The organism is Actinoplanes sp. KI2, assembly GCF_025630775.1.
GTDB lineage: Bacteria > Actinomycetota > Actinomycetes > Mycobacteriales > Micromonosporaceae > Actinoplanes.
Genome location: NZ_JAOSZE010000018.1, coordinates 44,403 through 59,200 on the forward strand (window position 1 = coordinate 44,403; position 14,798 = coordinate 59,200).

The window sequence follows — 14,798 nt, forward strand, 5'->3', positions numbered from 1 at the left end:
GCGTGAGTCAATACGCGACTTTGACAGAAACCGGCGAGATGTAAAGCGAACTGCGGCGAGTGGGCAGTTCCGCCCGTTTCAGGGCGTCGCGGAGGCGGGTTTCCTCCTCGGCGCGGTCGCGATACCAGGCCGCGCCCCACACCCGGTACAGATCCCAGCCGAGGCCGCCGAGCACCTTCGCGCGCAACCGGTCGCGATCGCGCGCGACCGGGCAGGCCCGATACATCGCGCCGTCACACTCGATGCCCAGCATGAACGAGCTCGTGCCGGGCCGCACCACGCCGAGGTCGAGGCGGTAACCGGCCGAGCCGACCCGGGTGCGCACCACGTAGCCCCACGACTCGACCGCGGCGCGGACCGATTCCTCCAGCGGGCCGAGCGGCTGGTCGCTCTCGCTGCGCCGGATTCCGCCGCGTTCACCGAACTCCAGGTACGCGGCCAGATGCCGGACGCTCTCGTTGGCGCTCTCCGGCACCTCGTGCGAGCGGATCGACGACACGATCTCCACCCGCCGGCGGGCCCGGGTGATCGCCACGTTCAGCCGCCGCCACCCGTTGGGCCGGCTCAGGGCGCCGAAGTTGGCGCTGATCCGGCCGTGCTCGTCGGGACCGTAGCCGATCGAGAAGATCATGATGTCGCGCTCGTCCCCCTGCACCGCCTCCAGGCTCTTCACGAAGAAGCCGTGCAACCGGTCGCCGTCGAGCAGCCGGTCGAGCCCGGGATGGTGGGCGACCGCCTCGGAGAGCGCGTACTCGATCGCTTCGGCCTGCGCGACCGAGAACGTCACCACGCCGAGCGACAGGTCCGGCCGGGCGATCAGGCTCTCCACCACGCGATCGGCGACGATCGCGGCCTCCGCCGGGTTGTCCCGGGTGCTGCCTCGCCGGTAGATGCCGTTCACCGGGATCAGGTGGACGCCCGTGTCGGACCGCTCCTGGTCGGCGGCCGGGAAGGTGACCAGGCGGCCCTGGTAGAACGCCTGGTTCGCGAACGCGATCAGCGCCTCGTCCCGGCTGCGGTAGTGCCAGGTCAGGCCGAGGCTGGGGAACGCGCCGCAGGCCTTCGCCAGCTCCAGGATGGACTGGAAGTCGCTGACGTCGGTGCCGCCCTCGGTGACCGTTTCGAAGAACGACGTCGGCGGCAGCTGCTTGTCGTCGCCGGCCGCCACCAGCGCCGTGCCGCGGTAGATGCAGTTGATCGCGTCGGCCGGTGTGACCTGCGAGGCCTCGTCGAAGATCACCACGTCGAAGCCGATGTCCGGGGGCAGGAACTGGCTCACGGCCAGCGGCGACATCAGGAAACAGGGCTTCATCGCGAGCACCGCGGTCCGGCATTTCCCGATCAGTTCGCGTACGGGCAGGTGCCGGGTCTCCTTCATGCCCTCGCGGCGCAGCAGCGCGGTCTCCGCGGCCGGCAGTCCGGCGGCCCGGCGTGCGGCGAGTGCCGCGGCGATCCGGGCCGGTGCGGCCGCCTCCAGCTCCTCGTCCCGCGCGCGGAACTCGTCGACGAGGTGGTCGCGTTCCGCGGCGCGCAGCGGCTTGAGCCGGTCGTCCCGGTGCAGCACGTCGTCGGCCCAGGCCCGCAGCGTCGCCCGTTCGAGCACGTCGCGCAGCTGCCCGGGCGGCACCCGGGTGTCCGCGCAGAACCCGACCGCGGCGTCCAGCCCGTACCCGGCCAGTACCTCACGGGCGGCGACGTGGCTGAACCACTCCTCCTGCCCGCGCGAGTCGTCGCGCAGCTCCCGCAGCAGCGCGGGACCCCGGTCGTAGTCGTCGAGCGCCTCGGCCAGCTGACCCCGCCGCCGGGTCGAGAAGGCGGTGACCACCGCGTCCCGGGCGATCAGCCAGGCGGCGGCCTTCTCGGCGAGGCCGACGCCCGATTCGAGGCGCGGCGAGCAGGAGGTGAGCGCCGTCGCCTGGGCGGTGGTCAGCGGGTGCCCGGCGAGCGCACGGGCCAGGTCGGCCCAGTCGATCGCCGCCGCCTCGGCCCGCTCGTCGGCGTCCGCGGCGGACCCGGGCAGGGCTCGCCGAGCCTCGACGACCGCCTCCCGCAGGTCGCCCAGCCGCCGGGCGCGGTTGAGGTCGAGGGTGCAGCCGGTGGCCTCGTCGTACGCGGTCACCACCCGGGCGGCGGCCCGCAGCGGCGCCACGTTCGCGCGCAGCCAGCCGATCGCGTCCTGCACCGTGCCCTGGGCCAGTTCGGGCCGGGCGGCCGGCTCGGGCGCGTCCCGCAGCGCCGCCTGCCACCGGGCCACCGTCACCCGCACCGCGGCCGCCGCGCCGAGCAGCCCCTCGTCCGGGCGGGCGGCGCAGACGTGGTCGATGACCGCGGGCACGGCCTGCGGCGGGGTCCAGCGAAGCAGGTCGTTCGCGGCCTGCAGGGCGTCGTCGACGGCGGTCAGGTCGGTGGCCGCGCCCCGCCAGTAGCGGCCGAGCGAGGCGGCGTGCTCGCGTTCGAGGGCGGCCAGGTCGGCGACCGCGGCCCGCCAGGCGATCGCCAGGTTGAGGTGGGCCACGGCGTCCGCGGCGGAGACCTCGGGCCGGGCGAACGAGGCGACGGCCTCGTAGTCCCGGCGGTACGCGCCGAACAGCTTGCGCAGCCCCCGGTGCACCCGGGTGAGCCGGTCGGCGAGCTGTTCCACGGGCTGGTCCACGATCGCCGGGTGGAAGTAGCGGCGGGCCTGCCCTTCGGCCGCGGTCACCGCCGCCGCGCCCCGGCGCAGGGCGGCCGCCGCCGCGGTGGCCCGGGCGAGCGTGCCCGGCCCGAACCACATCGGCTCGGGCCGGTTCGGCCGGGCGCCCAGTTCGGCGATCGCGACCACCCGCCCGACGTCGGCGAACGTGTGTGCGGCCGGCAGGGCGAGCGCCGAGGCGACCTGGGCCAGGTCGCGCATCCGGTCCTCGAGCAGGGTGGCGTCCTCGTCGAAGCGGTGGGCCAGGCCGCCCGCGGCCTCGGCGGTCAGCGGGCCGGGGTCGACGGCGGCCGGGCGCAGCGACGGGACGTTCACCTCGGGCAGGTCCGCGCCGGGCAGGTCGTCCCACTCGACGCCGGCCGCGGCGCGGACCGCGTCGCGGGCCTCGCGTATCCGGGCGAGCTTGCGTCCGCGCTCGGCGGCGGCGTGCCGCACCGGGCGCAGGCTGGACGCGGTCAGCCACTCGTCGGCCACGCCCGGCGGCCGCTGGGCGGCGTGCGCGGCCAGCGCGGCCAGTGCCGCCGCGCCGGAGGGCCGGTACAGGTCGAGTGCGTCGGCGAGCTCGGCCTCCCGGGCGGCGGCGCGGGACAGCTCGCGCAACGCGTGCTCGGCCCGATCCAGGCGGCCGTCGAGCGGATCGCGGTCGATGACCTCGCGCCAGGCGTAGTCGTCGCCCTCGACCGCCGGGCGCCACGAGCGGGCGAGCCGATCGGCGGCCGCCCGCACGTCGCGCAGCGTGTCGGCGGTGAGTGTGTCGGGGGCGGGCGCGGGCGCGGCGGGCACGTCCTTGAGCCGGGCGCACCGGCCGAGGATGTCGTGCAGGCTCGCGCCGAGCGGCTCGCGGATCTCGTTCATGGCCTCGGCGTACGCGGAAAGTCTCTGCCTCGAATCGCGCACGTCACCCGGCGCAGCGCCCGGCGCCGTCGCCTGCGGTGGATCGTCGAGGGCGGTGGCCAGACCGCGGGCGACCTCCTTGCGGGTGGCCTTGTTGCTGTGCAGTTCGAGGAGCCATCCGCCGAGGCCGGCGCCGGCCAGCCGGTTGCGGACCACCTCCAGCGCGGCGGCCTTCTCGGAGACGAACAGGACCCGTTTCCCGGCGTGCAGCAGGCAGCCGATCATGTTGGCGATGGTCTGCGACTTGCCGGTGCCGGGCGGCCCGTCCAGCACGAAGCTGTGCCCGGCGGTCGCGGCCGCGATGCAGGCCCGCTGCGAGGCGTCGGCGTCGAGCACGAGCGGCACCTCCTCGGGCGGCGCCAGCCGATCCACGTCGGCGGCGGCGATCGGCTCGAAGGCCGGCTCGCCGTCCTGCGCGGCCAGGGCCCGGATGATCGGATGATCGAGGATGCGCTGCTCGTTGTCCTGCAGGTCGCGGTACATCGCCTCCTTGTGGAAGCTGAACATGGACAGCAGCATCGACTCCGCGACCCGCCAGCCGCCGCGACCGGCGATCGCCGCCCGCACCCGGGTCAGGAACTCCGGCAGGTCCAGCTCGGCGAGCGACTTCACCTCCGGCAGGTCGACGCCGAGCAGCCGCAGCCGCAGGGTGAGCGCCGGGTTGACCACCGGGTCGTCGTCGCGGCCGCGCAGCCTCGGCAGGTCGGCCGGCCCGGCCGCGGTCAGCTCGACCGGCAGCAGCAACAGCGGGCTCACGAACGGCTCGTCCTGCTCGTCCCGCCAGTGCAGCACGCCGATCGCCAGGTGCAGCGCGTCGACGCCCCGGTCGAGGAAGTCCTGACGGGACTTGCGCATCAGCCGGCGCAGCGCGTTCCCGAGCGGCTGCGCCGCCATTGCGGTACGGAAGAACTCGCCCTCGCCGGTGAAGCCGTGCTCGCCGCCGGTCCGCAACGCCCCCACGATCACCTGGGGCGGCGGTCCGACGATCTCCACGGTGCCCGTCACCGACGGCCGGTGTCTGATCAGCCGATTGCCGGCATCGAGGTTCACCAGGCCGTCCCGCCAGGCTCGCAGGGCGGCCGCCGTGCCGTTTTCGGGCTTCATGTTCCGATTTCACCAACGACGGGCGGTAACCGCTGGCTTTTCGCGAGAAAGGCTGGCCAGCGGCAGATGTCCACCTCGCCCGGGGCACCGAGCAGATGGGCGGGGCGTACGGGATCCTGGGCATGACCGCGCTGGGCCGGCAGGAGGAGTGGGAGCTGCCCAAGGGCCGCGGCGACCACGCCACGAATCCCAGCTTCGGCTGAGCGGAGGCCGGCGGAGGTTATTCGGGCTGCTTGCGGGGGATGCGCCGGGCGCCGAAGAGCGCCAGCAGCGCGACCGCGGCCAGCACCACGAGCGAGGCGCGCAGACCGTCCAGCCGGGCTTGGCGGTTGATGTCCAGCGCGGTCTGCGTGCCCTCCTGGCTCATCCCCGCGCCGGCGAGGGCGGCGGACAGGTCGGCGTCGGACAGGAACGGGACGCCGGGCGCCAGCTGCACGCTGGCCTGCGTCTTCACCGAGTCCGGGATGCTCGGGTTGTGCTGTACGCCCTGGATGAACGACATCGACAGCGCCCCGATCAGGACCGATCCGGCCAGCGCGGTGCCGATCGACGCGCCGAGGTTGGTGGCCGTGTTCTGCAGGCCGCCCACCTCGGAGCTCTGCTCGTCCGGCACCGCCGAGACGGTCACCGCGCCCAGCTGCGAGGCGAGCGCGCCGATGCCCAGCCCGACCAGCAGCAGCGGGACGGTCACGACGGCCGCACCGGCGGTCGGCGTGATGGCCGAGAACAGCACCACGATGCCCGCCAGCAGGGCCAGAAGACCGATCCGGACCGTACGCCGGGGGGAGGCGTTCGGCAGGAAGCGCGGGACGCCGGCGGCCGCCGCCAGCAGGGTCAGCGACAGCGGCAGGATCCGTACGCCGGTCTCGATCGCGGTCAGGCCGAGCGCCACCGACAGGTAGAGCGGGATCACGAAGAACAGCCCGGCCTGGATCAGGAACTGGGCGAGGAACATCAGCAGCCCGCCGGTGAGCTGGTGGTTGCGCAGCAGCTCGGGCCGGATCAGCGGCGACCCGTCCCGGGCCTCGAGGCGGCGCTCCCAGCCGAGGAACAGCCAGATCACGAAGATCCCGCCCAGCACCAGCCAGACCACCGGGGAGACGCCGAACGCCGACGGGCCGCCGGGCTTGGGCAGCAGCCAGCCCCACTCGCTGGAGCGCAGGATGCCGTACACGGCGAGGCCCAAACCGGCCGCCGACAGGGCGGCGCCGACCAGGTCGAGCTTCGTGCGGCCCTCGGCCGGCGCGTCCTGCACCTTGCGGGCCAGCGCGAGGATGCCGAGGACGATGACCACCTCGCCGGCGAACACCCAGCGCCAGGAGAAGTACGTGGTGGCGAACCCGCCGATCAGCGGCCCCACCGCGACCGCGATCGCGCCGGCCGCCATCACCAGCCCGTACGCGCGGGGGCGGCCGCGCGGCGGGAAGTTGCCGGCCACCAGCGCGACGATCGCCGGCAGGATCAGGGTGGCGCCGATGCCCTCCAGCAGCGACCAGCCGAGCAGCAGCACCGGCAGGTTCGGCGCGAGCGCGGTGACCAGCGACCCGGCGCCGTAGATGACGCAGCCGATGGCGAACGCGCGGCGCCGGCCGAGCATCGAGCCGACCTTCCCGCCGGTCACCATGAACATCGCCATCACGAGCGTGTAGAGGGTGATCGCGGTCTGGATGCCGGTGACCGTGGTGCCGATGTCCTTCGCGACCGTCGCGATCGACACGTTCATCACCGAGCTGTCCAGGGTCATCAGGAACTGCCCGGCGGCGAGGGTGAGCAGCACCAGACCGGCGCCCTTCGCCTGCCCGGCGGTCGTGGTCGTCTCCGATGCCGTGTCCATCCGGACAGCACACGCCAGGATGGGAGCGGCCTGCATCGTCCCGGTCGGATGAAGCCCGGGGACGTCAGCGGAGAAGGCGGACGAAAACGTCGGCCAGTGCCGCGGCGGTCGCGGCCGGGGTGTCCCGCGGCAGGATGACGTGGCTGATGGTCAGCCGGACCACCGAGTCGACCGCCAGAGCGACCGTGGCCGGCGGCACCGTGGGCAGGTACACGCCGGCCCACTCGGTGAGCACCGCGCCGGCCGTGGTCAGCACGATGTCGGAGCGGATCGTCAGGTACGGCAGGAGGCCGTCGTGCCTGCCGGTCAGGATGCCCCGGACCAGCGGGTTGCGGGTGGCGTCCTCGAGGGTCAGCAGGATCCCGGCGTAGCAGCCGGCCCGGGCGTCGGCACCGTGCGCGAACAGCGCGGCCCGCACCCGCTGGGCGAAGTGCTGCACCTCGCTGACCGCGAGCGCCTCGGCCAGCCCGGCCCGGCCGCCGAACTCGTTGTACACGGTCTGCCGGCTCACCCCGGCCCGCGCGGCCACGTCGGCCATCCGCACGCCGTCCCAGTCGCGCTCCACGGTGAGCTCGCGCGCGGCACGGATCAGCGCCTCGCGCAGCAGCGCGCGATGCACCTCGCGGGCGGACGCCGACCGGACCTCCATGGGCTTGTCAGGCTACACATCCCGGACCCGCAGTGTGAGCGCTCCCACCCCGAGGGCGACGATCGCCCAGGCCGCGGCCACCCCGAGCCCGGCCCACGGGCCGATCGGCAGTGCCCGCACGTCCACCGTGGACTGGATGGTCTGCCCGGCCATCGACGGCGACAATTTGTAGACCCACCGCTGCCAGTGCGGATTGAGCAGCGCCTGCATCACCGTGGGCGCGAGCAGCAGCCCGAGCACCGCGCCGGTGCCGGCCACCGGGCTCCGGACCAGCGCCGCGATGCCCAGGCCGAGCAGACCGATCAGGCAGAGGTACGCGACCGCGCCGCCGGCCGCCCGCAGCACCGCGCCGCCGGCCGGCGACGGGTAGCCGGTCGCCAGCCGGTGCCCGGCCAGCACCGAGATCAGCACCGCCGGCACGCTCGCCGCCAGCACCCCGGCCGTCAGGTGGACGGCCTTGGCCGCCAGCACGTCGAGCCGGCGGGGCAGCGCCGTGAAGGTCGCCGTGATCAGGCCGGACCCGTACTCACCGGCCAGGATCTGCACCCCCCAGACGGCGACCGCGGCCTGGCCGAGCTGGACGCCGAGCAGGCTGGAGCGCACCACGTCGGCGCTGGCCGCGGTGCTCGCCGCGACCGAGACGACCACCGTGCACAGGGCGATCAGTGCCAGCGCGACGGCCGCGTCGGGGACGGTGCGCAGCTTCGTCCACTCGGCGCGCAGCGCGGCCCTCACGCGTCGCTCCGTCGCGCCCGCAGCACAGCGGCGGCCCACCCGGCCCTCACGCGTCGCTCCGTCGCGCCCGCAGCACGGCCAGCCCGAGCACCGCGGCGGCCCACGCGGCCAGCACGCCCAGCCCGGCCCACGGCGCGAGCGGGAAGTAGCCGTCCGACGGCGTGTAGGGCAGCGTCACCTGGTGGTACGCGGGCAGGACCTGCTGGAACGCGAACCCGGCCGCCGGCGTCACCCGGAGCAGCCAGCGCCCCGCCCCGGCCGGCAGCAGCGAGGTCGTGGCCAGCAGATACGGCACCACGACCAGCACCACGGCGAGGGCGATGGCGATCGTCCCGCGCTTGAGGGCGGCCCCCAGCGCGTACGCGAAAATCGCCGCGAGCGACAGCAGCAAGGCCGCGCCGACGACGACCCGGATCTGGGTGCCGGCGGAGGCCGGCAGCAGGGTGACGTGGTGCGAGTGCAGCACCCGCGACGCGACCGGCACGACGATGGCGGTCGCGACCAGGGCCGGGACGAAGGTGACCGCGCCGAGCACCGCGGCCTTGGCGGCCAGCACCCGGCCGCGGTCCGGCATCGCGGTGAAGGTGGTGCGGATCAGGCCGCGCCGGAACTCGCCGGTGATGACCAGCGCGCCCACGATGATCACCGCGATCAGCGCGACGACCAGGCCGGTGAGGGTGAAGTCGATCGTCGGGCCGCCCTCGTGGCCGGCCGGGGCGATGTCGCCGCTGCCGGTCACCGACAGCCGGCCGCCGGCCTGGGTCAGGCCGTCCGCCTTGTGGTACTTCTGCCAGTCGGTCTGCTCGCCGGTGTCGCCGACCTTGGTGAGGGTCCACGCCCCGGTCCGGTCGACCCGGTCGAACACCGCGGTGGCCTGGGTGAAGCGGGCCTGGACGATGTTGCCGCCGCGCGGGCTGTCCTTGCTGGTGATGTCGCTCGGCGAGGTCACGAAGAACCCGATGTCCACGGACGCCGGCAGGCCGGTCAGCGTGACCGAGCCGACGGTCGTCCAGGCCGCGCCGTCGGCCGACGAGTACGCGGTGACGGTCGAACCGGATCGGGCGAGGCGCAGCCATTGCGCCGTCGCCGGCCCGGCCTCGTCCCCGGTGAAGTTGTGCTGCAGCCGCACGCCGTTGTGCCCGGTCATCATCACCGCGGCGTAGGCGGCGCCCTCCTTCGTCCCGTCCTTGACCATGAGCCCGGCCTTGGCCCAGGGGACCAGCCCGGACACGATCGAGTCGTGGTTCGGCGGGGGATAGGTGATGATCCCGGTGAAGGCGGCCAGGTGCGCGGTCAGCTCGCCGTCGCCGTCGAGCCGCTGGTGCACGAAGGTGAACTTGTCACGGACCGCCTCGCCGCCCGGCCCGACCGGCGGCGCCGGGCAGATCTGGCCCATGCAGTCCTGCTGGATGCCGTACGCGCCGGCCAGCCCGAGCCCGATGATCGCCGCGAACGCCACCACGATCCCCGCCACCCAGCCCCGCACGCTGCGGAACTTCGTCCACTCGGCCCGGATCACCGCAGCACCCCCGTCCCGCGGGTGAGCTCGAGGTACGCGGCTTCGAGGGACCCGTACCGTGCGATCATCGTGGCCGTCGACGCGGCCTCGACCACCTTCCCGGCCCCCACGAACACCACGTGCCCGGCGACGTCCTGCAACTCGCTCATCAGATGGCTGGAGACCAGCACGGCGCGGCCCTCGGCGGCGAGCGACCGCAGCAGGCCGCGCATCCAGACGATGCCCTCCGGGTCGAGCCCGTTGAACGGCTCGTCCAGCATCAGCATCGGCGGATCGCCGAGCATCGCCGCCGCGATCCCGAGCCGCTGCCGCATGCCCAGCGAGTAGCCGCCGGCCCGGCGCCGCGCGACCGGCCGCATCCCGGTCAGGTCGAGGACCTCGTCCACCCGCCGTGCGCCCAGCCCCTGCGAGTGCGCCAGCCACAGCAGGTGATTGCGGCCCGACCGGCCCGGATGCAGCGCGCCCGGGTCGATCAACGCGCCCAGGTGGGTCAGCGGTTGCTTCAAATCTTTATAAAGAGCGCCGCCGACCCGCGCGGTCCCGGAGTCCGGCCGGTCCAGCCCGAGGATCACCCGCATGGTGGTCGACTTGCCCGCGCCGTTCGGCCCGACGAACCCGGTGACCTGCCCCGGCCCGGCCGTGAAGGTCATCCCGTCGAGGGCGACCGCCGGGCCGAACCGCTTGTGCAATTCGCTGACTTCGATGATGGATGCCATGCCGGAAGTTCTACGGAGGCGGGCCTAACGCGGGCGCTACGGCGAACGTCATGTGTTTGTTAGGCCGGGGACGGCATGCTTGGCCGATGGGCGTCCGGACGCGGTACACGATCCTGTACGGGGCGATGATCCTGGTGACCGGGCTCGGCCTGATCGCGATCATCGGCGCGTTCGGCAGCCGGAGCACCACCCGGGCCGGCGGTGACTACCCGGCGCCGGCGGCCGAGCAGATCGAGCGGCTGCAGCGGCGGCTCGCCCAGTCCGACGAGGCGCACTCCCAGCAGCTGGTGTTCGGCCTGGTCGTCGGCATGGTGGTCGCGCTGCTGCTGTCGCTGGTGCTGGGCCGCCTGCTGGCCGGCCGGGTGCTCAAGCCGCTGCGGGTGATCACCGCGGCGACCCGGCGGATCTCCGCGGACAACCTGCACCAGCGGCTCGCCGTGCAGGGACCGGCCGACGAGGTGAAGGACCTGGCCGACACCATCGACGGGCTGCTCGGCCGGCTCGAGGAGTCGTTCGCCGCCCAGCGCCGGTTCGTCGCCGACGCGTCGCACGAGCTGCGCACGCCGCTGGCGACCATGCGGGCGTCGCTGGACGTGGCGATGGCCAAGCCCTCGCCGGTGCCGGCCGAGACGGCGGTGCTGGCGGACCGGATCCGGGCCGAACTCGACCGGGTCGACCGGCTCCTGGAAGGCTTCCTGGTGCTGGCGAGGGCTCAGCACGGTGCGCTCGACGACCGCTCCGCGGTCTCCCTGGGCGCGCTGGCGCGGGAGGCGCTGCCGGCTTCAAGCACAAACCTTGAGGTGTACGCCGACCTGGACGCCGACGTGGTGACCGAGGGGAACCCGGTCCTGCTCGCCCGTCTCGTCGGCAACGTGATCGACAACGCCATCCGGCACAACGTGTCAGGCGGCTGGGTGCGGGTGTCGGTGTCCGGGGTTTCCGGCGTGGCCCGGCTGGTCGTGCAGTCGAGCGGGCCGGTGCTCGACCCGTCGCAGGTGGCGCGGCTCGGGCGGCCGTTCCAGCGTCTCGGGGCGGAGCGGACCGGCGACGGCGGGACCGGGCTCGGGCTCTCGATCGTCGCGGCGGTGGCGTCGGCGCACGGCGGGTCGGTATCGCTGACCGCACTGCCGGCCGGCGGCCTGACCGTGACCGTGGACCTTCCGCTCGCGGTGGCGGTGCCGGCATGAGGCTGCTCGTGGACCTTCCGCTCGCGGTGGCGGTGCCGGCATGAGGGTGCTCGTGGTGGAGGACGCCCGGTCGCTGGCCGAGGTGGTCGCCGAGGGGCTGCGCGACCAGGGCATGGCCGTCGATCTCGCGTACGACGGGCTCAGCGCGGCCGAGAAGCTGGACCTCAACCCGTACGACGTCGTGGTCCTTGATCGGGATTTGCCCGGTCTGCACGGCGACACGCTGTGCCAGATGATCACCTCGCGCCAGGACCGGTCGATGGTACTGATGCTGACCGCGGCCGGCTCCGCGGACGACCGGGTTCGCGGGCTCACCCTCGGCGCCGACGACTACCTCGCGAAGCCGTTCCACTTCCCGGAGCTGGTGCTGCGGATCCGCGCCCTGGCCCGCCGGCAGCCGGCCGCCCGGCCACGCACCCTGCGGGCCGGCGGCCTCGAACTGGACCCGATCACCCGCACGGCCAGCCGCGACGGCGTGCCGCTGCACCTGTCGGTCAAGGAGTTCGCCGTGCTGGAGGCGCTGATGCGCGCGGCACCGGCGTTCCTGAGCAGTGAGGCCCTGCTCGAGGAGGTCTGGGACGAGAACGCCGACCCGTTCACCAACACGGTCACCGTCACGATCGGCCGGCTTCGGCGCAAGCTCGGCGACCCGCCGGTCATCACGACCACGCCGGGTGTCGGCTACCGGATCGCGGACTAGCCGAGGCCGCCCGCGATGGGCGGTAGCTTGCTACGGTCGTCGACCTTGTCGCACCGGGTGCACTGCTGGAAGCGCCCACCGTCCTCGGTGGACTTGGTACGCCACTGGTGCCAGCCCAGGCGGCAGCGCATCGGCCTGCTCATGCCCGTACGCTACGCCCGATCGACGACCCCGCGCGTCCACCGGGAGGCTGCTTTGCCGGGACGGGAACAGATCAAGCACATCGTCGTCCTGATGATGGAGAACCGGTCCTTCGACCACCTCGGCCGGGCGAGATCTCGGTCCTCGGGTTCCTCGCGAAACATCGCCGGCGTACGCGTTCCGGCCGTCGCCATCTCGCCGTTGATCCCGGCCGGGTTCGTCGACCGGACCTTCTACGAGCATGCGGCGATCCCGCACACGGTGCTGCGGCAGTTCGTCCCCGGCTCCCGGCCACTCACCCGGCGGGATGCCGCCTCGGCCGACCTGCTCGACCGGTTGCCGTTGTTGCCGTCGCCGCGCACGGACATCCGGCCGGTCCCGGTGCCCGTGCCGCGGGCGGCCGCGGCGACCGGCCCGCACCGGATGAACGATTTTCAGAGCAGCCTGGTCGAACTGGCCGGCGGGGTGCACAACGCCCGTACGGCCTCGCCCGCGGTGGCGGCCCGGCCGGAGATGCCGGAGTTCCGGCCCGAGGCCAGCACGCTCGCCGCCGCCCGGGCCGGGGTGCTGACGCCCGGGTCGGAGGCCAGCCAGGTGGTCGACGCGGTGGTCGCCGACTTCGTCGACTAGCGTGGCGGTGATGGATCGGGATCTTCAGGCGGCCCGCGACCTCGCCACCGCCCTGGCCGTCCGGGCCGGCCGGTTGCAGGTCGAGCGGCGCGACACGCTCGTGGTCGGGGCGCCCAAGGCACACGCCAACGACGTCGTCTCCGACGTCGACATCGCCAGCGAGCGGCTGATCGTGGACGCCATCGTCGCCGACCGCCCCGGCGACGCCGTGCAGGCCGAGGAGGGCCACGGCCGCCCCGGCACCAGCGGCCGGACGTGGATCGTCGACCCGCTGGACGGCACCCGCAACTACATCAGCCGCACCGGCCCGTGGTCGGTCTGCATCGCGCTCTACGACGGCGACCGGCCGCTGGTCGCGGTCGTGCACGACCCCGCCGCGGGCGAGACGTTCAGCGCCGTCGACGGCGGCGGCGCGTTCCTGAACGACCACCCGATCACCGCGTCGAGCGGCCCGCCGATGGGCGAGGCCCTGGTCGGCGTGAGCTTCCAGCCCGGGCCGGAGACCAAGGCACGGGCCGGGCGGGTGATCCGCGAGCTGCTCCCGGTGGTCGGCGACATCCGCCGGCTCCCGGCCGCGCTGAACCTGGCCTACCAGGCGGCCGGCCGGTTGGACGGCGGCCTGGCCCTGGACACCAAGCTGTGGGACATCGCCGCCGGCGCGCTGATCGCCCGCGAGGCCGGCGTGACGCTCGGCGGCCGCGGCCCGGACTTCACCACCGAGCTCACCATCGGCGCCGCCCCCGGGCTGTGGCCCGAGCTGTCGTCATTGGTCCGCGCAGCCAGTTAGTCCCAGCAGAGGCAGAACGGCTTGCCGGCCGGGTCCGCGTACACCCGCCAGTTCTCCCCGGCGGCGTTCAGCGAGGTGGCACCGAGCTTCAGCGCCGCCGCCTCGGCCGTGTCGACGTCGGCGACCGTGACGTCCAGGTGCAGCTGCTGCGGATACGCCGGGTCGGGCCAGCGCGGCGCCCGATAGTCGGCGATCTGCTGGAACATCACCGGCTGCGCACCGTCCTCGCCGATCATCGCGATCCCCGCGTCCTGGTACGTGACGGGCTTGCCGAGCAGCTCGGCGTAGAACGCGCTCAGCTCCTCGGCGTCCGGGCAGTCGAGCATCACACCCATCAGCGTGGTCCCCGGCCCCTCCGGGTAGCGGCACAGATCGAACGGGTGCCCCGCCGGGTCGGCCAGCGTGTACCAGTTCTCGTTCCGGCGCAGCAGCTGCGCCCCGAGCTCGACGGCCCGCGCCGACCCCGCCTCGAGGTCCGGCACCCGCAGGTCGAGGTGCGCCTGCTGCGGGAAGGCCGGGTCCGGCCACCGCGGCGGCACGTGATCGGGGCTGCGCTGCGTCGCGACCCGCCACCCGTCCCCGGTGGTCAGCGCCACCCACTCGTCGTCCCCGTACGCCTCGGTCCACCCGGCGAGTGCCGCGTAAAACGCCGCGAGCCGCCGGGCGTCGGGCGCGTCGAGCGCCACCGCACGCAAGGTCCCGATCATCGGACTCCCTCCCGGGTCTCCGCCCATCCTGCCCGCGCCCGGCCACCCGCGCACGCTCCGGGCCGGAGGATCAGGCCGGACGGGTCCAGGGGCCGACGCCGCCGATCCGCTCGATCGAGTACCGCACGAGGTAGCCGGAGGCGCGGGGCGCCGGGAACTGCTTGTCCGGCGTCATGTAGACCCTGGTCAGCCGGTCGAGCAGGTCCCATGCCTCGTCGGACGGCTCGATCGTGGCGTGGGCGCGCAGCACCGCGTGCTCGCTGAGGAACACGGCCGGATCTCGCGGCGCCTCGAAGGACAGCACGACCCGCGGGTCCCGGCCGATGTTGCGCAGTTTCTGGTTCCAGCTCAGGTGTCCACTGACGAGGTCGTTGCCGGCCAGCCCGATCCAGATGACGCTCACCTGCGGGCTTCCGTCGGGGTTGACCGTGCTCAGATGGGCCAGCGGCCCGGACTCGACGAGGTCGCGCAGTTCCTTCGGCAACGGCGTGTTCACCGCGCCA

Annotated in this window: 13 protein-coding genes; 4 read left to right on the plus strand and 9 right to left on the minus strand. The window is 73.8% G+C overall.

Annotated features, from left to right (window positions below; all coding sequences use genetic code 11):
• Nucleotides 1-7 precede the first annotated feature (7 nt).
• The 6 genes from ODJ79_RS20115 to ODJ79_RS20145 all read right to left on the minus strand — a co-directional run bounded on the left by ODJ79_RS20115 (nt 8) and on the right by ODJ79_RS20145 (nt 10,143).
• Nucleotides 8-4,690 carry a DUF4011 domain-containing protein gene (locus ODJ79_RS20115; protein ID WP_263025040.1) on the minus strand — a complete coding sequence of 1,561 codons (4,683 nt, stop codon included), beginning with the start codon at nt 4,688-4,690 and terminating at the stop codon, nt 8-10.
• Between the two features lie 220 nt (nt 4,691-4,910).
• Nucleotides 4,911-6,524 (minus strand): MFS transporter, encoded by a 1,614-nt coding sequence (locus ODJ79_RS20125; RefSeq protein WP_263025041.1) that lies wholly within the window; start codon nt 6,522-6,524, stop codon nt 4,911-4,913.
• 64 nt (nt 6,525-6,588) lie between these two features.
• Nucleotides 6,589-7,173, minus strand: coding sequence for a TetR/AcrR family transcriptional regulator (locus ODJ79_RS20130; protein ID WP_263025042.1), 585 nt, complete (start codon nt 7,171-7,173; stop codon nt 6,589-6,591).
• A 12-nt stretch (nt 7,174-7,185) separates the two neighbouring features.
• Nucleotides 7,186-7,908 carry an ABC transporter permease gene (locus ODJ79_RS20135; protein ID WP_263025043.1) on the minus strand — a complete coding sequence of 241 codons (723 nt, stop codon included), beginning with the start codon at nt 7,906-7,908 and terminating at the stop codon, nt 7,186-7,188.
• A 46-nt stretch (nt 7,909-7,954) separates the two neighbouring features.
• Nucleotides 7,955-9,427 (minus strand): DUF1349 domain-containing protein, encoded by a 1,473-nt coding sequence (locus ODJ79_RS20140; protein ID WP_263025044.1) that lies wholly within the window; start codon nt 9,425-9,427, stop codon nt 7,955-7,957.
• Nucleotides 9,424-10,143, minus strand: a complete 720-nt coding sequence (locus ODJ79_RS20145; protein ID WP_411267353.1) for an ABC transporter ATP-binding protein — start codon at nt 10,141-10,143, stop codon at nt 9,424-9,426. Before ODJ79_RS20145 ends, ODJ79_RS20140 begins: the two co-directional genes overlap by 4 nt.
• A gap of 86 nt (nt 10,144-10,229) precedes the next feature.
• On the opposite strand from ODJ79_RS20145, the gene ODJ79_RS20150 reads away from it, so the two are divergent.
• Nucleotides 10,230-11,330: a sensor histidine kinase gene (locus tag ODJ79_RS20150; RefSeq protein ID WP_263025045.1), complete on the plus strand. Its 1,101-nt coding sequence runs from the start codon at nt 10,230-10,232 to the stop codon at nt 11,328-11,330.
• Between the two features lie 40 nt (nt 11,331-11,370).
• Nucleotides 11,371-12,030 (plus strand): response regulator transcription factor, encoded by a 660-nt coding sequence (locus tag ODJ79_RS20155; protein ID WP_263025046.1) that lies wholly within the window; start codon nt 11,371-11,373, stop codon nt 12,028-12,030.
• Here the strand turns inward: ODJ79_RS20155 and ODJ79_RS20160 are convergent.
• The gene (locus ODJ79_RS20160) at nt 12,027-12,173 is read right to left on the minus strand and encodes a hypothetical protein (protein WP_263025047.1); all 147 of its coding nucleotides are present in this window, start codon (nt 12,171-12,173) and stop codon (nt 12,027-12,029) included. The two genes, ODJ79_RS20155 and ODJ79_RS20160, sit on opposite strands and share 4 nt — an antisense overlap.
• A 52-nt stretch (nt 12,174-12,225) precedes the next feature.
• On the opposite strand from ODJ79_RS20160, the gene ODJ79_RS20165 reads away from it, so the two are divergent.
• Entirely contained in the window at nt 12,226-12,801 is a 576-nt protein-coding gene (locus ODJ79_RS20165; protein WP_263025048.1) for an alkaline phosphatase family protein, read from the plus strand.
• Between the two features lie 10 nt (nt 12,802-12,811).
• On the plus strand, nt 12,812-13,588 hold the full coding sequence (locus tag ODJ79_RS20170) for an inositol monophosphatase family protein (RefSeq protein WP_263025049.1): 777 nt from the start codon (nt 12,812-12,814) through the stop codon (nt 13,586-13,588).
• On the opposite strand, the gene ODJ79_RS20175 is transcribed toward ODJ79_RS20170, so the two are convergent.
• Nucleotides 13,585-14,295 carry a VOC family protein gene (locus tag ODJ79_RS20175; protein ID WP_263025050.1) on the minus strand — a complete coding sequence of 237 codons (711 nt, stop codon included), beginning with the start codon at nt 14,293-14,295 and terminating at the stop codon, nt 13,585-13,587. The genes ODJ79_RS20170 and ODJ79_RS20175 overlap by 4 nt on opposite strands.
• Before the next feature lie 70 nt (nt 14,296-14,365).
• On the minus strand, nt 14,366-14,791 hold the full coding sequence (locus tag ODJ79_RS20180; RefSeq protein WP_263025051.1) for a PPOX class F420-dependent oxidoreductase: 426 nt from the start codon (nt 14,789-14,791) through the stop codon (nt 14,366-14,368).
• Between the last annotated feature and the right edge of the window lie 7 nt (nt 14,792-14,798).

Coding starts and splice junctions, on each gene's coding strand:
- ODJ79_RS20150 (WP_263025045.1), top strand. CDS start 10,230: ATGGGCGTCCGGACGCGGTACACGATCCTGTACGGGGCGATGATCCTG.
- ODJ79_RS20115 (WP_263025040.1), bottom strand. CDS start 4,690: ATGAAGCCCGAAAACGGCACGGCGGCCGCCCTGCGAGCCTGGCGGGAC.
- ODJ79_RS20125 (WP_263025041.1), bottom strand. CDS start 6,524: ATGGACACGGCATCGGAGACGACCACGACCGCCGGGCAGGCGAAGGGC.
- ODJ79_RS20130 (WP_263025042.1), bottom strand. CDS start 7,173: ATGGAGGTCCGGTCGGCGTCCGCCCGCGAGGTGCATCGCGCGCTGCTG.
- ODJ79_RS20145 (WP_411267353.1), bottom strand. CDS start 10,143: ATGGCATCCATCATCGAAGTCAGCGAATTGCACAAGCGGTTCGGCCCG.
- ODJ79_RS20155 (WP_263025046.1), top strand. CDS start 11,371: ATGAGGGTGCTCGTGGTGGAGGACGCCCGGTCGCTGGCCGAGGTGGTC.
- ODJ79_RS20175 (WP_263025050.1), bottom strand. CDS start 14,295: ATGATCGGGACCTTGCGTGCGGTGGCGCTCGACGCGCCCGACGCCCGG.
- ODJ79_RS20170 (WP_263025049.1), top strand. CDS start 12,812: ATGGATCGGGATCTTCAGGCGGCCCGCGACCTCGCCACCGCCCTGGCC.
- ODJ79_RS20160 (WP_263025047.1), bottom strand. CDS start 12,173: ATGAGCAGGCCGATGCGCTGCCGCCTGGGCTGGCACCAGTGGCGTACC.